Here is a 22,293-nt window from a genome sequence, read left to right as displayed (position 1 = left end):
CGAGGTGCCGAGAATGGCCAAGCCTGACTTGAAAGACATCGAAGCCGCTGAGAAAAAACCGTTGTGGCAGCGGCTCGGCTGGCTGGTGGCGATCTGGGCCGGGAGTGTGCTGGCGCTGTTCATCGTCGCCAGCCTGATGCGGATGTTCATGAACGCCGCCGGGCTGACGACTCATTGAGCGGACCGCACTGAATGCCAGGGCTACTTGCGGGCCTTGAGAATCACGAATTTTGGCGTGGCGGCGACCTGCTCGACTCCCCGGAACAACCGAGCCAGCTTGCTGTGGTAGCCCAGGTGCCGGTTGCCGACGATGTACAGCGCGCCGCCAACCACCAATGCCTCGCGGGCTTGCTGGAACATCCGCCAGGCGAGGAAATCGCCGACCACTTGCTGCTGATGGAAGGGTGGATTGCACAGCACCACATCCAAAGATTGCGGCGCTTGTCCGGCGAGTCCATCGCCGGCCCGCAGGGTCACCTCACGCTCGCCCAGGGCCGCTCGCCAGTTTTCAGCGGCCGATTGGACCGCCATATATGACTCATCCACCAACGTGTACTGGGCCTGCGGGTTGTGCAGGGCGCTGGTGATAGCCAGTACACCGTTGCCGCACCCCAGGTCCGCCACCCGCGCCGTGCCGAGGTTTTTTGGCAGGTGTGGCAAAAAGGCGCGCGTGCCGATATCCAGCCCTTCGCGACAGAATACGTTGGCGTGATTGAGTAACTCGATTTTCGGCTCATCCAGCCAATAGCGAGTGGGGTAGGGAGAGGCGGTGGTGGTCCTGGTTTGTGGCGTGGCAATCAACAGGCGGGCCTTCTTCACCGCCAACGAGGCCTGTACCGGGCCGATATAGCGCTCCAGCAGATCGCCAGCGGCCCGTGGCAGATGCTTGACCATCGCGGCGGCTATGACCTGAGCGCCTGGAGCCAGTTGCTCTTGCAGCCGGATCAATTGCTCTTCCAGCAGGGCCAGGGTCTTGGGTACTTTGATCAGGACACGGTCGAACGGCCCTGTCAGCGGTTCGCTGGCGGGCACGATCGGTACCGCATCGAAGGGCAAACCGTTGCGCGCCAGGTTTTTCTCCAATGCCTGTAGGGCAAGGAACGAGTCGCCGCTACTGGTGACCTTCACCTTGCCGGCCAAGCTCGCCGCCAGGGCCCCGAAGCCGTCATTGAGTACCAGAACCCGGATATCCACTCCCGGCTGCTGTTCGGCCAGGTACGCAAGCAGATATTCATCGGCTGCGTCGAATGCCTGCAGTGGTTCGTTCTGCTGTTCGGGTTGGCGGATCAGGTCAAGTTGGGCGAAGGGACTGTCTAGCAAGGGCATGGCGGGAACTCTGGCAAATCAACGAATGTCCCGCTGCCTGGGGGCAGGTGTCTCAGCGGGACCGCCTGAATGAACTGCGTTGCGTGCCTGGCACGTCATCATTCAAGTGGGACCGTAAATGGTACGTTTTTTTGCCGGGTAATACTCGTGGGTTTTTCAGCGGGCTGTTCTGCCTTGCTGATCAGATCACATGGATATGGGCCGCCTTGGCAACCGCCGAGATTTTGTTGGCCACGTTCAGTTTCCGCATGCAGCTGTTGACATGGAAATTCACGGTGCGCTCGGAAAGACAGAGGATCCTGCCGACTTCCGATGCCGTCTTGCCTTCGGCGGACCACCTCAATACTTCAATTTCCCTTGGCGACAAATGGACTGTCTGTGACGAAGGCTCGGCGTCGGACATTCGCCGGCCTGCCAGCGCATGCAACCGTTGGCTGGCGAAAATGGCATAGCCCAGGTTGCCATAATGCTCCTCGGGGTCGATGGGGCGTTGCATCCTGGCGAGACTGAACAGACTGTAATAGGTGCCCCGTTCCTCATGGACGGCTTGTGTCCAGCCATGGCTTAGCCCTTGGTGTTCAAGTGCTTGCCATAATTCGGGGACCTCGCAAAAAATATCTTCGCTCCAGAGAATTGGCAGCGATGATTGATTGCAGTGTGCCAGTATCGGGTCGTTCGCCGCATAACCGTTTTGTTTGTATAGCCTGTTCCATCCATAAGGGTAGTTGTTGATATTGATCCGATGCCTGTGTCTGTCCGCAAAAGTCGGGTAGGCGGCGAAGGCGCAGTATTCAAATCCTTGATAATTAAAGAAATTTTGTACGAGGCGATAGGCTTTTTGCAGGTCCTGCTCGCACGACAATTTCCTTAGTTGTAAATCCTTCCATGCATCCATGGCGTTCTCCTGGGTATCGTCCAGTGATGTGGATCCAATTGATGCTGCGAAAATTAGTGTAGGGTATTTCCTACGCTTCAGGCATTTTTTTATCGGCGTTAGTTGCTATTGAATTGACGATTTTCTATTACGGTTTTCGATACGTTAATTTGTTTTTGTATAACTTTGATGAAGGAATCCGCTGGGAAGATGTGTGATGTACGACCTAAGTATCATTACTGATCGTAAGTGGTTAACGTGCTTGGTTTACGGGACAATACGGTCCTCGTCCCATTGGAGAGGCTCATGACCGACAGCGCAGAAAAGTTTACCCGCCAAACCCTGATCGATGTGCAGCCCCTGACGCCTCACCTGTTTACCCTGCGTACCACCCGGGATCGCGGCTTTCGTTTCCGCGCCGGTCAGTTTGCCCGGCTGGGGGTGGTCAAGGCGGACGGCACGGCCGTCTGGCGGGCTTATTCCATGGTTTCTTCGCCGTTCGACGAGTTTCTCGAGTTTTTTTCCATCGTCGTGCCGGACGGTGAATTCACCAGCGAGCTCAGCCGCTTGAAGCCGGGTGACAGCTTGTTGGTCGAGCGCCAGGCCTTTGGTTACCTGACGCTGGACCGTTTCGTTGACGGTCGCGATTTGTGGCTGTTGTCCACCGGGACAGGGGTCGCCCCGTTTCTTTCTATCCTGCAGGACTTCGAGGTCTGGGAAAAATTCGAGCGGATCATCCTCGTTTACAGCGTCCGCGAGTCACCGGAATTGGCCTACCAGGCCTTGATCGACGCGTTGCCCCGGCGAGACTACCTCGTCGAATACGCCCATAAGTTTCGCTTCATTGCGACGGTTACCCGTGAACAACACCCTGGCGCCCTCAACGGACGCATCACCACACTGATCGAAAATGGCGAGCTGGAACAGGCCGCCGGTGTCGCGCTGACGCCAGAGCATTCGCGGGTCATGTTGTGCGGCAACCCGCAGATGATTGACGACACGCGCAAGTTGCTCAAGGCCAGGGGCTTGCAACTGAGCCTCACGCGGCGGCCCGGCCAGGTGGCGGTGGAAAATTACTGGTGAAAAAAATGGCGTCCGTGGGACGCCATTTTTGGGCCGGCGAATCCTCAAGGCCTCTCGTTCTGAGCCTTGAGCAGGTCGCGGATCTCGCTGAGCAATTGTTCTTCCTTGGTAGGAACAGGCGGCGCGCTCGGAGCGACGGCCTCCTCGCGCTTCAGGCGGTTGATGGCTTTGACGCCCATGAAAATGGCGAAAGCCACGATGATGAAATCCACTGTCGTCTGGATGAATTTGCCATAGGCGAGCACCACCGCTGGCGTATTTCCTTCGGCCGCCTTGAGCGTGATCGCCAGGTCACTGAAATCCACTCCGCCGATCAGCAGGCCGAGCGGCGGCATGACCACGTCGCCAACGAATGACGAAACGATTTTGCCAAAAGCAGCACCAATGATGATCCCAACGGCCATGTCGACGACATTGCCTTTGACCGCGAAGGCCTTGAACTCGCTTAGCACGCCCATGAGTTGTTCCTTGTGACAGATGAGGTTTATAGCCGCAGTGTAAGTCAGCTAAACGGGTCTTGCCTGACATGCATGCTTACAAAGCTTGCCAGTTATCGACCCAGGGCCTCGCAAAAAGTTTACAAAGTGCCACCAATCGCGCGTGATACGCGGTTCAGGGCCGATTCCCCATATTGTTTTTTCTATCAGGTCGGTACGGCATTTCTATTTAGGTTTCGGTTTGTCGAGCACTAGCCTCTGAAAGGCGCACATGGATGCGCTCTATAAATCAGAGGAAACTCACATGAACACTTCCCTTGGCCTTGGTGCTTTTTCCAACCGCCATACCCTTGTTGTGCTGACCGCCAGCCTGTTTTCCCTGTCCGTCAATGCCGCCACCCTGACCCGGGATAATGGCGCGGCAGTGGGCGACAACCAGAACTCCCAGACCGCCGGCCCCAACGGCCCGACCCTGCTGCAGGATGTGCAACTGATCCAGAAGCTCCAGCGTTTTGACCGTGAACGGATCCCCGAGCGTGTGGTGCATGCCCGTGGTACCGGTGCGCATGGCGAGTTTACGGTATCCAATGACCTGAGCGACCTGACCAAGGCCAAGGTATTCGCCGCCGGACAGGTCACGCCGGTGTTCGTCCGTTTTTCCGCCGTGGTGCATGGCAATCATTCGCCTGAGACGCTGCGTGATCCTCGAGGCTTCGCCACCAAGTTCTACACGGCCGATGGTAACTGGGACCTGGTCGGGAATAATTTCCCGACGTTCTTCATCCGTGATGCAATCAAGTTTCCCGACATGGTCCATGCGTTCAAGCCCGACCCGCGGACCAACCTGGACGATGATTCGCGTCGTTTCGATTTCTTTTCCCACGTACCGGAAGCCACCCGCACGCTGACCGAGCTGTATTCCAACTCCGGCACCCCGGCCAGTTATCGCGAAATGGACGGCAATGGCGTGCACGCTTACAAACTGATCAACGCCAAGGGCGATATCAGTTACGTGAAGTTTCATTGGAAAAGTTTGCAGGGGCTGAAAAACCTCGATCCAAAAGAAGTAGTGAAAGTGCAAGGGCAGGATTACAGCCATATGACGAATGATTTGGTCAGTCATATCAACAAGGGTGACTTTCCAAAGTGGGATCTGTACGTTCAGGTGCTCAAGCCGCAAGAGTTGTCGAAGTTCGATTTCGATCCGCTGGACGCCACCAAGATCTGGCCGGATGTGCCTGAGCGAAAAGTTGGGCAGATGGTGTTGAATCGTAATCCGGCGAATGTTTTCCAGGAAACCGAACAAGTCGCGATGGCCCCGGCCAATCTGGTCCCGGGTATCGAGCCTTCCGAGGATCGCCTGTTGCAGGGTCGGGTCTTCTCTTATGCCGATACGCAAATGTACCGGGTCGGGCCGAACGCGTTGCAGTTGCCCATCAACGCGCCCAAGGTCGCGGTAAACAATGGCAACCAGGACGGTGCGATGAATTTCGGCAGCACCAGCACTGGCGTGAACTACCAGCCGAGTCGCTTGATGCCGCGCGAAGAGCAACCTGCGGCGCGCTATAGCCAGGCAGCGCTGACCGGCAGCACCCAGCAAGCGAAAATCCAGCGCGAGCAGAACTTCAAGCAGGCGGGTGATCTGTACCGCTCGTTCAATCAGAAGGAGCGCAATGACTTGATCGAAAGCTTCGGTGGGTCATTGGCAACGACTGATGATGAGAGCAAGCACATCATCCTGTCGTATCTCTACAAGGCTGACCCCGAATACGGCACCGGCGTGGCTCGTGTCGCCAAAGGCGACCTGGCGCGGGTCAAGGCGCTGGCCGAGAAGCTGAGCGACTGATCGACCTGTAGGGAGCAAGTTTGCTCGCGATGCGGTGCCCAGGCAGGCCGCGTTGCCTGGATCGCGAGCAGGCTCGCTCCCACAGGCCTGCGTCATAAGGAGAAGCCTGATGCGAAATGTTCTTCTATCGGTACTCGTGGCCTGGTCGGTGGGCGTGTTGGCCGAGCAACCTGTACCCGCCGATCCGGCTGCGGTGCGGGAGCAACTGCAAGACTATTATTTCGACGCTGCACGCCGGGGCGATGTGCCGATGCTCGATACCTTCATCAAGGCCGGTTATTCGCTCGACACCCGGGATGAAAAGGGCTACACGGCGCTGATCCTGGCGGCTTATCACGGCCACGCGCCCGCGGTAGAGCGGCTGCTGGCCGCTGGCGCCGATGCTTGCGCCCAGGACAAACGCGGCAATACTGCGTTGATGGGCGCCATCTTCAAGGGTGAAGTCCAGATCGCCCGCCGTTTGTTGTCCACCGAGTGCAGTCCGGACCAACGCAACGGTGCCGGACAGACCGCTGCGATGTATGCGGGCCTGTTCAAGCGTGACGAATTGCTCGATGCCTTGAAGGCCAGGGGCGCCGACCTGGAGGCCAGGGATCCGCTGGGCAATAGCGCGGCGGATCTGGCGAAGGGTGAAATCAGAATGCCGGCCCCGCAGTAAAGCCTGGCTAGGCTATCATCGCGGTTTTTACCCGGAGTTCAGATGGCCAAGGCAAAGCGCATGTACGGCTGCACCGAGTGCGGCTCGACCTTTCCCAAATGGGCTGGCCAATGCAGTGAGTGCGGGGCCTGGAATACCCTGACCGAAACCATGGTGGAAAGCGGCGGGGCGGCGGCACCCACCGGGCGCACGGGTTGGGCTGGGCAACAAGCCCAGATCAAGACCCTGGCCGAGGTCAGCGTCGAAGAAATCCCGCGCTTTTCCACGGCGTCTGGCGAACTGGATCGCGTGCTGGGCGGCGGTCTGGTGGATGGTTCGGTGGTACTGATCGGCGGAGATCCGGGCATCGGCAAATCCACCATCCTGCTGCAAACCCTGTGCAATCTCGCCACTCGCATGCCGGCGCTGTATGTCACTGGCGAAGAATCCCAGCAACAGGTCGCAATGCGCGCACGACGGCTGGGGTTGCCCCAGGATCAGTTGCGCGTCATGACCGAGACTTGCATCGAAACCATCATCGCCACGGCGCGCCTGGAAAAACCCAAGGTGATGGTGATCGACTCGATCCAGACGATTTTCACCGAACAGCTGCAATCGGCACCGGGTGGCGTGTCCCAGGTGCGCGAAAGCGCGGCGTTGCTGGTGCGTTATGCCAAGCAGAGCGGCACGGCGATCTTCCTGGTCGGCCACGTCACCAAGGAGGGCGCGTTGGCGGGCCCTCGGGTGCTGGAACACATGGTCGATACGGTGTTGTATTTTGAAGGCGAATCGGACGGTCGCCTGCGTTTGTTGCGAGCGGTGAAGAACCGTTTTGGCGCCGTCAACGAATTGGGCGTGTTCGGCATGACTGACCGGGGCCTGAAGGAAGTCTCCAACCCATCGGCGATTTTTCTCACGCGTGCCCAGGAAGAAGTCCCGGGTAGCGTGGTCATGGCGACGTGGGAAGGCACTCGGCCGATGCTGGTGGAAGTCCAGGCGCTGGTGGATGACAGCCACCTGGCGAACCCGCGCCGGGTCACCCTGGGCCTGGATCAGAACCGGCTCGCCATGCTGTTGGCTGTCTTGCACCGACACGGCGGCATTCCTACCCACGATCAGGATGTGTTCCTCAACGTGGTGGGCGGGGTGAAGGTATTGGAGACCGCCTCCGACCTGGCGTTGATGGCGGCCGTGATGTCCAGTCTGCGCAATCGGCCGCTGCCGCACGATTTGCTGGTGTTTGGTGAGGTCGGGCTTTCGGGTGAAGTGCGGCCGGTGCCCAGCGGGCAGGAGCGGCTCAAGGAAGCGGCCAAACATGGTTTCAAGCGCGCCATCGTGCCCAAGGGGAACGCGCCGAAGGAAGCGCCGGCGGGGTTGCAGATCATTGCGGTGACGCGGTTGGAGCAGGCGTTGGATGCTTTGTTTGAATAGCGGCTTGTGCAGGCCTTTTGTGGCCAGGGAGCAAGCTCCCTCGCCACAGGGGAGCTCGGTGCCGTCAGATATGGATCAGCGCCGCCAGTTCCCGCTCCAGCTCGTCATGGTCGGCCAGATTCAGTTCTACCAGCCGACGTAGATGCGCAACGGAATCCAGGTCGATGTGTTCACAGACAAAGCCCAAGTGACCATGGTCGTCGTGAGTCAGCCGGACTTCCATCTTGACCTCGGCCTCAGAGCTCAAATGAATATCAGCCATGAAGGACTTTTCGGGGTCACCAATCCAGGGTTCGGGCTTTTCGATCAGCAGCCCCTTGAGGGATAGATCCAGCAGCTTTACCGGCCAGATGAACGGCCCTTGGCTCAGTTCGGTCTCGGCATGGAACTCAATTCGTACGAAGCGGCGACGTTCGCTCATTTACGCAATCCCTCTGGAGATTTACTGACTATAGACCCTGCTGGCGCAGCATCGTGCCCGTTTGGCCATTGGCAGACGAATGTCGGGTATGGCCTTTACGCCGGTAAGCGCTAAACTCGGGTGGCTGTCTTTCTTGTCCACCCTGGCTGGAATAAAAAAATGAAAAACAATAATAGCCTGCTACGCCATCTGCCCTGGCTACTGCTGGCCGTCGTAGGCGCGTGCGCCCTTGGCGTCGTGGCCCTGCGCCGCGGAGAGCCGATCAACGCCCTCTGGATCGTCGTCGCGGCTGTGGCCATCTACCTGGTCGCCTACCGCTACTACAGCCTCTTCATCGCCAACAACGTGATGCAACTCGATGCGCGCCGGGCCACGCCCGCCGTGCTCAACAACGATGGCCTGGACTACGTCCCGACCAACAAACACATCCTTTTCGGCCACCACTTCGCGGCCATTGCCGGCGCGGGGCCGCTGGTCGGGCCGGTGCTGGCGGCGCAGATGGGCTATCTGCCCGGCACGCTCTGGCTGATCGCCGGCGTGGTGCTGGCCGGTGCGGTGCAGGACTTCATGGTCCTGTTCCTGTCGACCCGCCGCAACGGTCGCTCGCTGGGCGACATGGTGCGCGAGGAAATGGGCCGCATCCCCGGCACCATCGCGCTGTTCGGCTGCTTCCTGATCATGATCATCATCCTCGCGGTGCTGGCGCTGATCGTGGTCAAGGCCCTGGCCGAGAGCCCGTGGGGCATCTTCACGGTGATGGCGACCATCCCGATCGCGATGTTCATGGGCATCTACATGCGCTACATCCGCCCGGGCCGCATCGGTGAAATCTCGCTCATCGGCGTGCTGTTGCTGCTCGGTTCGATCTGGCTGGGCGGGCAGATCGCCGCCGACCCGGTCTGGGCCAAGGCCTTCACCTTCACCGGGATCCAGATCACCTGGATGCTGATCGGCTACGGCTTTGTCGCCGCGGTGCTGCCGGTGTGGCTGATCCTGGCGCCACGGGACTACCTGTCGACCTTCCTCAAGATCGGCACCATTATCGCCCTGGCGATCGGCATCCTGGTGACCATGCCCGAGCTGAAAATGCCGGCGCTGACCCAGTTCACCGACGGCACCGGACCGGTGTGGAAGGGCGGTCTGTTCCCGTTCCTGTTCATCACCATCGCCTGCGGCGCGGTCTCGGGTTTCCACGCGCTGATCTCCTCAGGCACCACGCCCAAGCTGCTGGATAACGAAACCAACGCCCGCTACATCGGTTACGGCGGCATGCTGATGGAGTCGTTCGTGGCGATCATGGCGATGGTCGCGGCCTCGGTGATCGAGCCGGGCGTGTACTTCGCCATGAACAGCCCGGCGGCGATCGTCGGCACCGACGTGGTGGCCGTGGCCCAGACCGTCAGCAGTTGGGGTTTTGCAATCACCCCCGACGCGCTGCAAGCGGTGGCCAAGGACATCGGCGAGACCACCATCCTGGCCCGTGCCGGCGGTGCGCCGACCCTGGCGGTGGGTATCGCGCAGATCCTCCACTCGGTGCTGCCGGGTGAGAACACCATGGCGTTCTGGTACCACTTCGCGATCCTGTTCGAAGCGCTGTTCATCCTCACCGCGGTAGACGCCGGCACCCGTGCCGGGCGGTTCATGCTGCAAGACCTGCTCGGCTCGTTCGTCCCGGCCCTCAAGCGCACCGAATCGTGGACCGCGAACCTGATCGCCACCGCCGGCTGCGTCGCGCTGTGGGGCTACCTGCTGTATCAGGGCGTGATCGATCCGCTGGGCGGCATCAACACCTTGTGGCCGCTGTTCGGCATCTCCAACCAGATGCTGGCCGGTATCGCGCTGATGCTCGCCACCGTGGTGCTGATCAAGATGAAGCGCCAGCGCTACGTCTGGGTCACGCTGCTGCCGGCCAGCTGGCTGCTGATCTGCACCACCACCGCGGGCCTGATCAAGCTGTTCGACGCCAACCCGGCGATCGGCTTCCTGGCCCTGGCGCGCAAATACAACGATGCCCTGGCCGCCGGCCAGATCCTGGCCCCAGCCAAGAGCATCGAGCAGATGCAGCACGTGGTGTTCAACGCCTACACCAACGCAACGCTGACGGTGTTGTTCCTGTTCGTGGTCTTCAGCATCCTGTTCTACGCGCTCAAGGTCGGCATCGCCGCCTGGGGCACGAAAGAACGCACGGACAAGGAAGCGCCATTCCAGGCGCTGCCGGACGCTTGATAGGGGATTGCAACGATGTTCAATGACTTGAGTCGCCTCGGTAAATACCTCGGTCAGGCCGCCCGCCTGATGGTCGGCATGCCCGACTACGACAACTACGTCGAGCACATGCAAACCAAGCACCCCGACAAGCCGCTGATGGACTACGAGGCGTTCTTCCGAGAACGCCAGGAAGCCCGTTACGGTGGCAAGGGTGGCCCCAAATGCTGTTGAACTGAAGTAATCCCCTGTGGGAGCGAGCCTGCTCGCGAAAGCGGAGTGTCAGTCGATGAAGATGTCGACTGACCTGACGCCTTCGCGAGCAAGCTCGCTCCCACAGTTGTTTTGGGTTGGACCCAGGATTTGCATGCGCCACAGATGCCCTTGTGGGAGCGAGCCTGCTCGCGAAAGCGGAGTGTCAGTCGATGAAGATGTCGACTGAGCGGACGCCTTCGCGAGCAGGCTCGCTCCCACAGTTGTTTTTGGGGCAGACTCAGGATTCGCATGCGCTACAAAGGCTCGCTCCCACAGGAGTTTGCTTGCCTTACTCTAATTTCGAAACAGGAGATCCAGTGTGTCCTCTCCCATCCCGGTCACGATCCTCAGCGGCTTTCTCGGTGCTGGCAAGACCACGTTGTTGCGTCATCTGCTCAAGGCCGAGCACGGCCTGAAAATCGCCGTGATCGAGAACGAATTCAGCGATGCCGGCATCGATACCCAGTTACTGGGCGACGATCCGGTGCAAGTCATGACCCTGGCCAATGGCTGCGTGTGCTGCACCATCCACACCGACCTGACCAAGGCCCTGTACCTGTTGCTCGAGCGGCTGGACAGCGGTGAGATCGCCTTCGACCGCCTGGTGATCGAATGCACCGGCCTGGCCGATCCAGCCCCAGTGGCCCAGACCTTCTTCATCGATGAAGACCTGCGCGAACGCTACATTCTTGACGGCATCCTGACCCTGGTGGACGCCGCCCACGCCGAGGTCCACCTGACCCAGGCCATCGCTCAGGCACAGGTCGGGTTTGCCGATAGGCTGCTCCTTAGCAAGACCGACCTGGTGGATGCAGCCCATGCCGAGGCGCTTGCCGAGCGCCTTACCCGGATTAACCGACGGGCGCCGATCCGAGTGGTCGAGCACGGCAAGATTGATCTGGCCGAGTTACTCGACATTCGCGGCTTCAATCTCAACGCGGACCTGGGCGGCGGGCTCAGCCTTCGCCCGGTCGCCAAGGCCACCACGGCCGATCGCATCAGCAGCCTCGTGCTGCGCACCGACAAGCCGCTGGATATCGACAAGCTCAGTGCGTTCATGAACCAGCTGCTGGAAGAACACGGCAAGCAATTGCTGCGCTATAAAGGTGTGCTGAACATTGCCGGCGAACCCCGCCGACTGGTATTCCAGGGCGTACTCAAGCTGTACGGTTTCGATTGGGACACCGAATGGGCCGAGGGTGAAGCTCGGGAAAGCGTGATCGTATTTATTGCTGACGAATTGCCTGAAGAGAAGATCCGCGAAGGGTTCGACGCCGCGCTCCTCTGACCATCCGCGCCTGCGCCTGGGTTTTCATACCGCCAAAAAAAACCGGCCGCAGGGGCCGGTTTTTTTGTTGCTACTGCTGTTAAGCGCCGTACACCGGCAGCTTCTTGCAGATGGCCTTGACCTTCTCGCGAACGGCATCGATCACCGCTTCGTTGTTCAGGTCCGCCAGGATGTCGCAGATCCAGCCGGCCAGTTCCTTGCACTCGGCTTCCTTGAAGCCGCGAGTGGTCACGGCCGGGGTGCCGAAGCGCAGGCCCGAGGTGACGAATGGGGAGCGTGGGTCGTTCGGCACCGAGTTCTTGTTCACGGTGATGAACGCCTTGCCCAATGCGGCGTCAGCGTCTTTGCCGGAGATGTCCTGCTTGATCAACGACAGCAGGAACAGGTGGTTTTCAGTACCGCCGGAGACCACGTCGAAGCCGCGTTCGATGAACACGCCGGCCATGGCCTTGGCATTCTTCACCACTTGCTGCTGGTAGGCCTTGAACTCAGGTTGCAGAGCTTCCTTGAAGCAGATCGCCTTGGCCGCGATCACGTGCTCCAGCGGGCCACCCTGGGCGCCTGGGAATACGGCCGAGTTCAGCTTCTTCTCGATGTCGGTGTTGGCGCGTGCCAGGATCAGGCCGCCACGTGGGCCACGCAGGGTCTTGTGGGTCGTGGTGGTGACCACGTCGGCGAACGGCACCGGGTTCGGGTAGACGCCAGCGGCGACCAGGCCCGCAACGTGAGCCATGTCGACGAACAGGTAGGCACCGACCTTATCGGCGATTTCGCGGAAGCGCGGGAAGTCGAGGATCTGCGAGTAGGCGGAGAAGCCGGCCACGATCATTTTCGGCTTGTGCTCGACCGCCAGGCGCTCGACTTCGTCGTAGTCGATCAGGCCGTTGCCATCGATGCCGTACTGGATGGCGTTATACAGTTTGCCCGAGGACGAGACGCTGGCGCCGTGGGTCAGGTGACCGCCGTGGGCCAGGCTCATGCCCAGGATGGTGTCGCCGGCCGACAGCAGCGCCAGGTAGACGGCGGCGTTGGCTTGCGAGCCTGCGTGCGGCTGGACGTTGGCGTAATCGGCGCCGAACAGTTGCTTGGCGCGGTCGATGGCCAGTTGCTCGACCACATCGACGTACTCGCAACCGCCGTAGTAGCGCTTGCCCGGGTAGCCTTCGGCGTACTTGTTGGTCAGTACCGAGCCTTGAGCTTCCATCACCGCGGGGCTGGTGTAGTTTTCCGAAGCGATCAGCTCAATGTGCTCTTCCTGGCGCTGAGCTTCTTGCTCCATGGCGGCAAAGAGATCGGCGTCGTACTTGGCAATAGTCAAATCACGGCTGAACATGGCGGTCCTCAAGGATCGGGGCAGAAAAGGGGGGCATTCTAACCCAACCGGTTTTGGAAGGCATATGAAAGGACGTCATGTCCTGGACGAATGGGTTTCATGCGCCCCAAGTGGTGTCCTGGCCGGGCCTTTCGCGAGCAGGCTCGCTCCCACACTTGAAATGCATTCCTCTGTGGGAGCGAGCCCGCTCGCGAAGGGGCCCGCCCAGACGATGTAAATCTCAGTCGAGCATGAACAGCGCATCATTGCTGAACTGCGCTTCAAACCGGTTGGCCGGCATCGGGCGGCCGAACAGGTAGCCCTGGACTTCGTCGCAGCCATGTTCACGGAGGAAATCCAGTTGCTCATGGGTCTCGACACCCTCGGCGATGACCGCCAGGTTGAGACTATGGGCCATGGCGATGATTGCCCGGGCGATCTGTGCATCCTGCTCGCCGGACGGCAGGCCGTCGACGAAAGTACGGTCGATCTTCAGCACGTCGATGGGGAATTGCTTGAGGTAGTTGAGCGATGAATAACCAGTGCCGAAGTCATCGACCGCGATGCTCAGGCCCAGATTCTTCAAGCCGGCCAGGATCTGCATCGCCTCGCTGACTTCGCGCATCAGAATGCTCTCCGTCAGCTCCAGTTCCAGGCAAGCCGGCGGCAGGCCGGTGCTGCGCAGGATATTGGCGATTCGCGTGCCGAGTTGGCCGTCGGAGAACTGCCGGGCGGAAATGTTGACCGAGACCTTCGGCACCCGGACCTTGGCCTGGTGCCAGGTCTTGAGCTGGCGACAGGCCTCGCTGATGACCCAGTCGCCGACGTCCACCACCAGCCCGAGTTCTTCGAGCACCGGGATGAAGTCCCCTGGCGGCACCAGCCCGCGTCGCGGATGGCGCCAGCGCAGCAAGGCCTCGGTCCCGGTCAGGCGCTTGCCGTCGCCGCTGAACTGTGGCTGGTAATACAGGACGAACTCGTTCTGTTCCAGCGCATGGCGCAGGTCGCTTTCCAGCTCCAGGCGCTCCAGGGCGCTGGCGTTCATGTCGGCCTGGTAGAACTGGAAGTTGTTCTTGCCGCGCTCTTTGGCGTGGTACATGGCGGTGTCGGCGTTTTTCATCAGTTGGCTCAGCTCGTTGCCGTCCTGTGGGCTCAGGGCGATACCGATACTGGCGGTGACGAAGAACTCCCGGCCTTCGAGCACAAACGGCCGGACCAGGCTGGCAAGGATCTGCTCGGCCACGGTAATCGCCCGGTTGAGCGCCATTTCGCGGCTTGCGCGCGGTTGCAGCAACAGGGTGAACTCGTCGCCGCCCATGCGCGCCACCGTGTCGTCATCGGCCACGCAGCCGAGCAGTCGCGTGGCCATTTCCTTGAGCATCCGGTCGCCGGCGGCGTGGCCGAGGGAATCGTTGATCGGCTTGAAGCGGTCCAGGTCGAGGAACATCAGCACCACCCAGCTCTTCTGCCGTTCCGCCGATTGCAGCGCGGTATGCAGGCGGTCCTGGAACAGCGTGCGGTTGGGCAGGTGGGTCAGGGCGTCGTAGTAAGCCAGGCGATGGATGCGCTGCTCGCTGGCCTTGCGCTCGCTGATGTCGCTGAAGAAGCACACATAACTGGCGAGGTCGCCTTCGTCGTCGAGCACCGCGGTAATGCCGACCCAGGCCGGATAGTGCTCGCCGTTGCGGCGCTTGAGCCAGACTTCGCCTTCCCAGGTGCTGTGCTGTTGCAGCTGCTTGAGCACGTAGCGCAAGTGGGCTTCCTGCTGCTCATCTACGGTCAGCATGTTGGGCAACTGGTCCAGCACCTGCGACACCGCATAACCGCTGACCCGGCTGAAGGCTTCGTTGGCTTGGACAATGTAGCCGGCCGGGTCGGTGATCAGAATCGCCGAGGTCGAATGCTCGAACACCGTCGCGGCCATGCGCAGGTCTTTTTCGGCGCGACGCTGCTGGCTGATGTCGCGGCCGACGCCCAATACCCCCTCGAACGCGCCGTTGTCGTCCCACACCAGCACCAGCCGCAGCTCGATGGGGATCTTGCGCCCGTCGGCACGCAGGCAGTCGAACAGGAACAGTTGGGTCTGCAGCTGGTTGCGCAGCTCGGCCAACTGGTCGGGCTGGTCGAGGGCCTTGCTGACCCGGTCCATCAGGCTGTAGATGCCGGTCAGTTGTTGCGGATTGGCGATGGTCGACTGCCAGCCATGCTGGAAGATCCAGTCGGCGGTGTAGCCCAGCACTGCCTGGACCGACGGGCTGACATAGTTGAGCGAGAGTTTGCTGTCGGTGGAGAAAATCACGTCGCTGATGCTTTCGGCGAGCATCCGGTAGCGCTGCTCGCTGTCGCGCAACGATTCGCTGGCCTCGATCTGCTCGGTGATGTCCTTGGCCACGCCGATGATCCGCGTGACCTGATTATGGCGGTCCCGGGCCAGAGCCTGTTCGCGGACCTCGAAACGTCGCCATTTGCCGTTGCGATGGCGAAAGCGTAACTGGCATTGCAGCAGTTGCGTGTAACCGCCGCGGCGCTGTTCCTGGCGCAGGTGGTGGTAATGATCGGCATCGTCGCTGTGAAGCAGGATTTCCCAGAAATACTCGCCCATCTGGTGCAATTCAGTACGGTCGTAGCCGAGCGTCTGGCCCAGGTGGTGGTTGCTGAAGATCATCCGCTGGCTGATGACGTCCTGTACGTAAAGATGATCCGGGACGGTGCGCACCACGTCGGACCAGAAGCCTTCGCGCTCAAGCAGCGACAGTTCGATGAGCTTGCGGCTGGTGATATCGCTGATGCTCAGGATGACGGCGTTATAGTCATCCTGCGTTTCCGGCAGGCGCAACACCAGCCACAAATGCTGGTCACGACCATGGGCGTCCTGGAGCCTGATTTCCAGTTCCAGTTGTTTGTGCTGGTCGAGCAGCGCTTCGAGCAGTTTCGAGCCAACCGGGTTGTTGTCTTTTGCCGCGTTGCCCACCAGCAGTTGCCAGGCCTGTTCGCAGGAGTCGACATTGAGCAGCTTCAAGGCCATCTGGTTGACTTCGGTGACGTGCACTTGCTGCTGTAACTGCTCGAGCTGCTGGGAGACCTGCAGCCAGGCGCGCAACTGCTCGCCATCATGCAGGCCGGCCCTGGCAAAAAAGGCCTTGAGCCCGGACAGGTCAAGTACACAGAGGGCTACGCCGGTGCCCTCGAAAATGTCCTGGTAGCGGCGGCGCCCCTCATGCAACTGACGCTGGCGGCGACGCATGTTCAGCAGCGCGATCACCGGCAGCAGCGAAAACGCCAGGCCCAGCAGGCATTTGCCGATGAACGCGGGCAGCAATTGTTCGAGCACCTGGCTGCGATCGAACAACCCGCGCAGCTGCCAGTCACTGCTGCTCAGGGGCACGGTCAACACGGTGTTGCTCAGGTCTTGCTCGGTCAATCGGGTCGGGTTGAGCGCGGGCGGGGCCTCGTCACGGCTGACGATTTGCTGGTTGAGCCGGTTCTCCACCAGCCACAGCGGGCGCAGCCCGGTATCGGCCTGTTTGGTCAATGTCGCAAAAAAACTCGGGGTCAGGCGCAACGCCCAATAACCGCGAGTACTGCCGCTGGCCTGATGCAATAGCAGGTGCACCACGGAACCGTCCTCGGCATTGCTGAAATAATGCGCCTGGGCATGACTGCGCCGTACCAGTTCGGCCAGGTAGCCGGCATCCTCGCTGGTAGCGTCGCTGTCGCTGAGCACCCGGCCGGAAGGGCTCAGCAGTGCCAGGCTGCGTAATTCGGGCAACGATTGCTGGAGTTTGCGCAGCAGCGCCTGTTGTTCGTCGGCGCTTTGCGGTTGTTCGACGATCGGTAGCAGATTGAGTGCAATCTGCGCATTCAACGCCATGTTCAGGCTGACTTGCGCGGCCAGGTCGGCGGTGTAGTCGATGGTGTATTGGCGCTGTTGCTGCTGGGTTTCGCGCAGTTGGTCGAGCAATTGCCAGAAAAGCAGGCCCAGCAGCAACAGCACCAGCGAGGCCAGCGCGCCCTTCAATGTCCCGCGCAGGGGCACGCCAGGCACAGCAGGGGCGGCGCGCGGGGACGGGGACGGAGTGACGTTGGACAAGCTGTAATCCTGCAGTTTGCTGGACTGGCGCGACGTGCACTATAAGCCGGACGCCCGAAGGGCGGCTAGCATGCCTTGACTTGTGGCAAAGTGCCAGCCCTGGGCGGCTGGACCTTGACCGGCGGTTGAGGTAGCTTTGCCGGTCAAACAAGAGCGCTCCGGCTCCAGATTCCCAGGCTCAATCGGCCCGCAGGCATTGATCAACATCAAGTGCCCGCGCCGCGCATGGCCTGGCTCGTTCTTTTCACCTGTCACTGACGCTAGGTTCACCATGGCTCAATACGTCTTCACCATGCATCGGCTGAGCAAAGTTGTTCCGCCGAAGCGGGAAATCCTGAAAAACATTTCGCTGTCATTTTTCCCCGGCGCCAAGATCGGCGTGCTGGGCCTCAACGGTTCGGGTAAGTCCACGCTGCTGAAAATCATGGCTGGCGTCGACAACGAATTCGACGGCGAAGCCTGTCCGATGCCTGACCTGAACATCGGCTACCTGCCGCAGGAGCCTCAGCTGGATCCGACCAAGACCGTTCGCGAAGTGGTCGAGGAAGCGGTCAGCGTGATCAAGGACGCCCAGGCGCGCCTGGACGAGGTCTACGCCGCCTACGCCGATCCGGACGCCGATTTCGACAAGCTGGCCGCCGAGCAGGCCAAGCTCGAAGCGATCCTGCAGGCCAGCGATGGCCACAACCTGGACCGTCAGCTGGAAGTCGCCGCCGATGCACTGCGCCTGCCAGCCTGGGACGCCAAGGTCGAGCACCTGTCCGGCGGTGAAAAGCGCCGCGTGGCGCTGTGCCGCTTGCTGCTGTCCGCCCCGGACATGCTGCTGCTCGACGAACCGACCAACCACCTGGACGCCGATTCCGTCGCCTGGCTCGAACACTTCCTGCACGATTTCCCTGGCACCGTGGTTGCGATCACGCACGACCGGTACTTCCTGGACAACGTTGCCGGCTGGATCCTGGAGCTCGACCGTGGCGCAGGCATTCCATACGAAGGCAACTATTCGGGCTGGCTGGAGGCCAAATCCGATCGTCTGGCCCAGGAGTCCAAGCAGCAATCGGCGCATGAAAAAGCCATGAAGGAAGAACTGGAGTGGGTGCGCAAAGGCGCCAAGGCTCGTCAGTCCAAATCCAAGGCGCGTCTGCAACGCTTCGAGGAAATGCAGTCCCAGGAATTCCAGAAGCGCAGCGAAACCAACGAGATCTACATCCCGGCCGGCCCACGCCTGGGTGACAAGGTCATCGAGTTCAAGAACGTCACCAAGGGCTACGGCGACCGCGTGTTGATCGACAACCTGTCGTTCTCCATGCCCAAGGGCGCCATCGTCGGCGTGATCGGTGGTAACGGCGCCGGTAAATCCACGCTGTTCCGCATGCTGATGGGCAAGGAAACGCCGGATTCGGGCACCATCGAAATCGGTGAAACCGTGCAGCTGGCCTGCGTCGACCAGAGCCGCGACGACCTGGACGGCAGCAAGACGGTGTTCCAGCAGATTTCCGACGGCTCCGACCAGATCCGCATCGGCAGCTACGAAATCCCGTCGCGTACCTACGTGGGGCGCTTCAACTTCAAGGGTGGCGATCAGCAGAAATTCGTCAAGGATCTGTCCGGTGGTGAGCGTGGTCGCTTGCACCTGGCGCTGACCTTGAAGGAGGGTGGCAACGTCCTGCTGCTCGACGAACCGTCCAACGACCTCGACGTCGAAACCCTGCGTTCCCTGGAAGAGGCCCTGCTGGACTTCCCGGGCGCGGCCATTGTGATCTCCCACGACCGGTGGTTCCTTGACCGCGTCGCGACGCACATCCTGGCGTACGAAGACGACTCGCAAGCGGTGTTCTTCGAAGGCAACTACACCGAGTACGAAGCCGATCGCAAGAAGCGCCTCGGCGAAGCCGCTGCCCAGCCGCATCGTGTACGGCACAAGAAGCTGGCTTGATTCGCCCGGCTAAGCAGTAACCCTGTGGGAGCGAGCCCGCTCGCGAAGGCGTCAGATCAGTTGAAAGATAATTGACTGACCCACCGCCATCGCGAGCCGGCTCGCTCCCACATTGGTTTTGGGTGGCCGCAAGATACCTGGCTGACATCGAACCCTGTGGGAGCGAGCCCGCTCGCGAAGGCGTCAGATCAGTTGAACGATAATGACTGACCCACCGCCATCGCGAGCAAGCTCGCTCCCACATGAGGCCAGCAACATCACCCGAGCTCTATTTCCAGCACCTCGATCGCCACATCCCCCACCGGCCGCTTCCACACCACCTCATCCCCGATCTTCGCCCCCAGCAAGGCCCGCCCCAGCGGCGAACCCCAATTGATCAATCCATTGGCGGCATCGGCCTGGTCTTCACCCACCAGTTGCACTCGTTGCGCCTGGTCGTGCTCATCGGCGAATGTCACCCAATGTCCGATTCGCACCTGATCACATTTGCTCAAGGTGACGACTTGCGCGCTCTGCAGCCGCTGATTGAAATACCGCAGGTCCCGTTCGAGGTCGGCGATACGCTGCTTGTCCGCCTGCTCGCCCTGGGCTGTCTGTTGGCTGTGCAGTGCTTGCAACTCGGCGACACGCGCCTGTAGCTGGGCAAGCCCGGCGGGTGTGACGTAGTTGGGTTGCGTGCTGACCTGACGCTCGACCGGTTGATCGGCCTGGGCGGCGGCGTTGTCTTCGTTGACGAAGGCGCGACTCATGATGATCTCCTTGTAGTGGAGTTTGGGCCATGGTCGCAGGGTTTTGGTTTCGACGAATGTCTGTACGCGACTCACGGCGAGCGATAAGCCCGGGCGGCGTCCCGATCTTTCTCCTGTTGCCAGGCCCGTTCGCGGTCGTCCCAATGGCGCTCGCGGTAGGCGTCACGCTCTTGGCTCTCGCGCATGGCCTGGCACTGCCGAAAGCCATCGCTCCAGCCTTCGGCGTAGTGGGCGTCCTTGAGATAACGCGGCACGTCTTTCCGGAATTGGCCAGTGATTGCGCCGGCGGCTTGCCGGCCACTGCTGCAACCGTCATCGAAGCCATCGGCGAAGGCCGGTGGATAACCTCGGGCGATCAGATCCTCGTGGGTGGTTTCGCAGCCACCGAGCAACATCAACACACCCAGTACCACTGCCGCGCGCCTCATGTCTGCCTGCCTGCCGGATCCACTTGTAAGGCAAGTCTAGAAGCGGATTCGTCAGAAAGGCGTGAAAGCGCGGTGATCATTCCGTTCGTTCAGTAGTGGTACCACTTCACTTCGAGCATCACCTCGGTTTCCGGCGAAGCCAATTGGCTGAATTCGCGCTGGGCGCTCAGGCGCAGACCGAGGTTGCGCGACAATTCCCACTGCTGATTCAGGCTCAGGCTACGGCGCACTTCGCCGTTGACGAAGTAATCGCCCTTTGCTTCGAGGCTCAGGTTGCCCAGTGGGTTTTTCCACAGCACGCCGCTGTTGAAGCCGGCGGCCGGGGCGATGAACTGGGCGAAGTCGTTATTGTGCTCGACCCGCACCGTGCCCAGGGCAAAGCCCAGCACATCCTCACCCAAGGCCCAGGTACCACCGGCGCCGCCGTTGACGTGGCTGACCAGGGTTTCATCGTCGTGTTTGCCAGGCACCCGCTCCAGGCCACCGGTAACCTGCCAGGACAGCGGCTGCAGCAACTCATTGCGCGGGGTCAGCGAGCGAATGGTCGCCAGGTCCAGTTGTTGTAGCTGCCAATCGTTGCCTTCGTACTGGCGCAGCTTCAATTGCAGGATCTCGATCTGTGCGCCGAGCGGGAAACTCTCGGCGTTGTCGTTGAGGTCGTGATAGGCCATGCGCAGGCCGTATTCACCGAACGCACGATCGCCTCGCGTACCCAGGCCAGCCTGCCAGGTGCGCGACTCATGACCATCCTCGGGCAGGCCGGGTTGCGGGATGTCCAGTTCCGGCGCGGGATTGCGGTTGATCGCCCGCAGCAGTTCGAAGCTGCGCTGGGCCCGCTGTGGGTCACGTTCCTGGCCGTTGGCGCGATAGCGCTCCAGGCGATAGGCGGCATCGATGATCAGGGCCTGGCGTTGACGCGGCAGCGCCTTGAATGCCGGCGCTTGCAGTTGCTGCTGGTCGGCGCTGACTTTCTGTACCCATTGCTGCTCGTCGTCGCTGAGCGGCTCGGCGCGGCTGAGCAGCTCTCGCTCGCGGGACGGCCGGTACTGGATGCTTTCCACCAGTCCGGCTTCTTTCACCGCCTTGACAGTGTCGGTGGGGATCGCCGTCAGCGGGAACTGCTCGGTCAGGCGCAGGCTCGGACGCGCCACCTGCAGCAGTTCGAGAAGGCGATAGGAGCAGTTTTCATCGAAGAAGAAATAGTCGAACTGGATCTGCTTGAGTTCCCACACATGCTCGACCATGCGTTCGGTTTCCGCCTGGCTCAGGTTGAGACGGTATTCCCACAGGTCGCGGTTCTCCAGGCTACGGTACTCGGAGAGTTTTTCCTGGTACGGCACCAGGGCGAACAGTCCTGGGTAGCCGCCCATCAAGCCCTTCCAGGCGTAGAGCAGGCTGTTGTCGGAGCCCTCGATGTAGGCGCCGAAGTTGATTGCGTAGCTGAGCAGGGCGGTCTTGTCGCTTTGCACGTCGGCCTGGTCGATGCGTAGCAAGGTATGGCCGAACATCGAGGAAGGGCTGTTCAGGTACGCGGCGGGGAAAATCATCACCGCGCTGTGGGGCGATACGTCCTTGAACCACTGAGTGAATTCGCTGCAATTGACCGCCGGCAGGTCCGTCAGGTTGAGCTGCGCCTTGAGCCAGCGCGTTCGCGCCGGGTACACGCACTGGGCATGTTGCTGGCCGGCACTGGCCGGGCCGTACAAGGCTTGCAGCGTGGCGGTCAGCTCACGGTCGGGATGTTCATTGCCGTCGGGTGCGAGGAAAAACTTGCGATCGCTGACATAGCTGCGCCAGCCACCGAGCTTGGCCGTTTCGTAGTGACCCAGGGAAATCCAGAAGCGGTCATTGGCCAGTTGCTGCAAACGTTGAGGATCGACATGAGGCGCGGCGGACAGCGGGGCGCACACACAGAGCGCCAGCCAGGCAAGGCGTTTGAGCATAGTCGGCTACTTGGAAAGTCGAAAAATAAAGA

18 protein-coding genes are annotated in these 22,293 nt (G+C 60.9%); 9 read left to right on the top strand and 9 right to left on the bottom strand.

The window, feature by feature from the left end; genetic code table 11:
• Positions 1–13: 13 nt before the first annotated feature.
• Entirely contained in the window at positions 14–178 is a 165-nt protein-coding gene (locus J3P86_RS22850; RefSeq protein ID WP_434605841.1) for a DUF2474 domain-containing protein, read from the top strand.
• Between the two features lie 23 nt (positions 179–201).
• Here the strand turns inward: J3P86_RS22850 and J3P86_RS22845 are convergent, their stop codons facing one another.
• Together J3P86_RS22845 and J3P86_RS22840 are read right to left on the bottom strand one after the other, a co-directional pair.
• Positions 202–1,326, bottom strand: a complete 1,125-nt coding sequence (locus tag J3P86_RS22845) for a methyltransferase (protein ID WP_434698929.1) — start codon at positions 1,324–1,326, stop codon at positions 202–204.
• Between the two features lie 181 nt (positions 1,327–1,507).
• Positions 1,508–2,221, bottom strand: coding sequence for an autoinducer binding domain-containing protein (locus tag J3P86_RS22840; RefSeq protein WP_434698927.1), 714 nt, complete (start codon positions 2,219–2,221; stop codon positions 1,508–1,510).
• Positions 2,222–2,506: 285 nt separating this feature from the next.
• Here J3P86_RS22840 and J3P86_RS22835 point away from each other — a divergent pair, with 285 nt between their 5' ends.
• Positions 2,507–3,283, top strand: a complete 777-nt coding sequence (locus J3P86_RS22835) for a ferredoxin--NADP reductase (protein ID WP_434628102.1) — start codon at positions 2,507–2,509, stop codon at positions 3,281–3,283.
• 44 nt (positions 3,284–3,327) lie between these two features.
• On the opposite strand, the gene mscL is transcribed toward J3P86_RS22835, so the two are convergent.
• A complete protein-coding gene (gene mscL, locus J3P86_RS22830; RefSeq protein ID WP_434571690.1) occupies positions 3,328–3,741 on the bottom strand; it encodes a large-conductance mechanosensitive channel protein MscL in 414 nt (137 codons plus the stop codon).
• A gap of 283 nt (positions 3,742–4,024) precedes the next feature.
• On the opposite strand from mscL, the gene katB reads away from it, so the two are divergent.
• The 3 genes from katB to radA all read left to right on the top strand — a co-directional run bounded on the left by katB (position 4,025) and on the right by radA (position 7,634).
• A complete protein-coding gene (katB, locus tag J3P86_RS22825; protein ID WP_434628105.1) occupies positions 4,025–5,566 on the top strand; it encodes a catalase KatB in 1,542 nt (513 codons plus the stop codon).
• A 109-nt stretch (positions 5,567–5,675) separates the two neighbouring features.
• Complete coding sequence (locus tag J3P86_RS22820; RefSeq protein WP_434698925.1) at positions 5,676–6,224, top strand: ankyrin repeat domain-containing protein; 549 nt, start codon at positions 5,676–5,678, stop codon at positions 6,222–6,224.
• 42 nt (positions 6,225–6,266) lie between these two features.
• On the top strand, positions 6,267–7,634 hold the full coding sequence (gene radA, locus J3P86_RS22815; protein ID WP_030140305.1) for a DNA repair protein RadA: 1,368 nt from the start codon (positions 6,267–6,269) through the stop codon (positions 7,632–7,634).
• A 64-nt stretch (positions 7,635–7,698) separates the two neighbouring features.
• On the opposite strand, the gene J3P86_RS22810 is transcribed toward radA, so the two are convergent.
• Positions 7,699–8,055, bottom strand: coding sequence for a PilZ domain-containing protein (locus tag J3P86_RS22810; protein ID WP_434628111.1), 357 nt, complete (start codon positions 8,053–8,055; stop codon positions 7,699–7,701).
• Between the two features lie 159 nt (positions 8,056–8,214).
• On the opposite strand from J3P86_RS22810, the gene J3P86_RS22805 reads away from it, so the two are divergent.
• The 3 genes from J3P86_RS22805 (at position 8,215) to yjiA (ending at position 11,803) form a co-directional block, all read left to right on the top strand.
• Positions 8,215–10,281 (top strand): carbon starvation CstA family protein, encoded by a 2,067-nt coding sequence (locus tag J3P86_RS22805; protein ID WP_434571699.1) that lies wholly within the window; start codon positions 8,215–8,217, stop codon positions 10,279–10,281.
• A gap of 15 nt (positions 10,282–10,296) precedes the next feature.
• A complete protein-coding gene (locus J3P86_RS22800) occupies positions 10,297–10,494 on the top strand; it encodes a YbdD/YjiX family protein (RefSeq protein ID WP_003201656.1) in 198 nt (65 codons plus the stop codon).
• Between the two features lie 340 nt (positions 10,495–10,834).
• Complete coding sequence (yjiA, locus tag J3P86_RS22795; RefSeq protein WP_434628115.1) at positions 10,835–11,803, top strand: GTPase; 969 nt, start codon at positions 10,835–10,837, stop codon at positions 11,801–11,803.
• Positions 11,804–11,882: 79 nt separating this feature from the next.
• Here yjiA and glyA read toward each other — a convergent pair whose 3' ends face one another.
• Both glyA and J3P86_RS22785 read right to left on the bottom strand, forming a co-directional pair.
• Complete coding sequence (gene glyA / locus J3P86_RS22790; protein WP_434628118.1) at positions 11,883–13,136, bottom strand: serine hydroxymethyltransferase; 1,254 nt, start codon at positions 13,134–13,136, stop codon at positions 11,883–11,885.
• A 220-nt stretch (positions 13,137–13,356) separates the two neighbouring features.
• Entirely contained in the window at positions 13,357–17,205 is a 3,849-nt protein-coding gene (locus tag J3P86_RS22785; protein WP_434696755.1) for a bifunctional diguanylate cyclase/phosphodiesterase, read from the bottom strand.
• A gap of 271 nt (positions 17,206–17,476) precedes the next feature.
• Here J3P86_RS22785 and ettA point away from each other — a divergent pair, with 271 nt between their 5' ends.
• Complete coding sequence (gene ettA / locus J3P86_RS22780) at positions 17,477–19,141, top strand: energy-dependent translational throttle protein EttA (protein ID WP_434698923.1); 1,665 nt, start codon at positions 17,477–17,479, stop codon at positions 19,139–19,141.
• 257 nt (positions 19,142–19,398) lie between these two features.
• Here ettA and J3P86_RS22775 read toward each other — a convergent pair whose 3' ends face one another.
• The 3 genes from J3P86_RS22775 to J3P86_RS22765 form a co-directional block, all read right to left on the bottom strand.
• Positions 19,399–19,890, bottom strand: a complete 492-nt coding sequence (locus tag J3P86_RS22775) for a GreA/GreB family elongation factor (RefSeq protein ID WP_434628128.1) — start codon at positions 19,888–19,890, stop codon at positions 19,399–19,401.
• A 71-nt stretch (positions 19,891–19,961) separates the two neighbouring features.
• On the bottom strand, positions 19,962–20,318 hold the full coding sequence (locus J3P86_RS22770) for a hypothetical protein (RefSeq protein ID WP_434655546.1): 357 nt from the start codon (positions 20,316–20,318) through the stop codon (positions 19,962–19,964).
• Positions 20,319–20,407: 89 nt separating this feature from the next.
• Entirely contained in the window at positions 20,408–22,261 is a 1,854-nt protein-coding gene (locus tag J3P86_RS22765; RefSeq protein WP_434571710.1) for an Lnb N-terminal periplasmic domain-containing protein, read from the bottom strand.
• Between the last annotated feature and the right edge of the window lie 32 nt (positions 22,262–22,293).

The organism is Pseudomonas sp. D1-1 (genome assembly GCF_051132225.1).
In the GTDB taxonomy this organism is placed as follows: domain Bacteria; phylum Pseudomonadota; class Gammaproteobacteria; order Pseudomonadales; family Pseudomonadaceae; genus Aquipseudomonas.
The sequence above is the reverse complement of the archived record's forward strand: the minus strand, read 5'-3'. Positions and strand labels throughout refer to the sequence as shown.

Bases quoted from the DNA above. Each gene is read 5' to 3' on its own strand.
- J3P86_RS22850 (WP_434605841.1), top strand. From the start codon at position 14: ATGGCCAAGCCTGACTTGAAAGACATCGAAGCCGCTGAGAAAAAACCG.
- J3P86_RS22845 (WP_434698929.1), bottom strand. From the start codon at position 1,326: ATGCCCTTGCTAGACAGTCCCTTCGCCCAACTTGACCTGATCCGCCAA.
- J3P86_RS22840 (WP_434698927.1), bottom strand. From the start codon at position 2,221: ATGGATGCATGGAAGGATTTACAACTAAGGAAATTGTCGTGCGAGCAG.
- J3P86_RS22835 (WP_434628102.1), top strand. From the start codon at position 2,507: ATGACCGACAGCGCAGAAAAGTTTACCCGCCAAACCCTGATCGATGTG.
- mscL (WP_434571690.1), bottom strand. From the start codon at position 3,741: ATGGGCGTGCTAAGCGAGTTCAAGGCCTTCGCGGTCAAAGGCAATGTC.
- katB (WP_434628105.1), top strand. From the start codon at position 4,025: ATGAACACTTCCCTTGGCCTTGGTGCTTTTTCCAACCGCCATACCCTT.
- J3P86_RS22820 (WP_434698925.1), top strand. From the start codon at position 5,676: ATGCGAAATGTTCTTCTATCGGTACTCGTGGCCTGGTCGGTGGGCGTG.
- radA (WP_030140305.1), top strand. From the start codon at position 6,267: ATGGCCAAGGCAAAGCGCATGTACGGCTGCACCGAGTGCGGCTCGACC.
- J3P86_RS22810 (WP_434628111.1), bottom strand. From the start codon at position 8,055: ATGAGCGAACGTCGCCGCTTCGTACGAATTGAGTTCCATGCCGAGACC.
- J3P86_RS22805 (WP_434571699.1), top strand. From the start codon at position 8,215: ATGAAAAACAATAATAGCCTGCTACGCCATCTGCCCTGGCTACTGCTG.
- J3P86_RS22800 (WP_003201656.1), top strand. From the start codon at position 10,297: ATGTTCAATGACTTGAGTCGCCTCGGTAAATACCTCGGTCAGGCCGCC.
- glyA (WP_434628118.1), bottom strand. From the start codon at position 13,136: ATGTTCAGCCGTGATTTGACTATTGCCAAGTACGACGCCGATCTCTTT.
- ettA (WP_434698923.1), top strand. From the start codon at position 17,477: ATGGCTCAATACGTCTTCACCATGCATCGGCTGAGCAAAGTTGTTCCG.
- J3P86_RS22775 (WP_434628128.1), bottom strand. From the start codon at position 19,890: ATGAGTCGCGCCTTCGTCAACGAAGACAACGCCGCCGCCCAGGCCGAT.
- J3P86_RS22770 (WP_434655546.1), bottom strand. From the start codon at position 20,318: ATGAGGCGCGCGGCAGTGGTACTGGGTGTGTTGATGTTGCTCGGTGGC.
- J3P86_RS22765 (WP_434571710.1), bottom strand. From the start codon at position 22,261: ATGCTCAAACGCCTTGCCTGGCTGGCGCTCTGTGTGTGCGCCCCGCTG.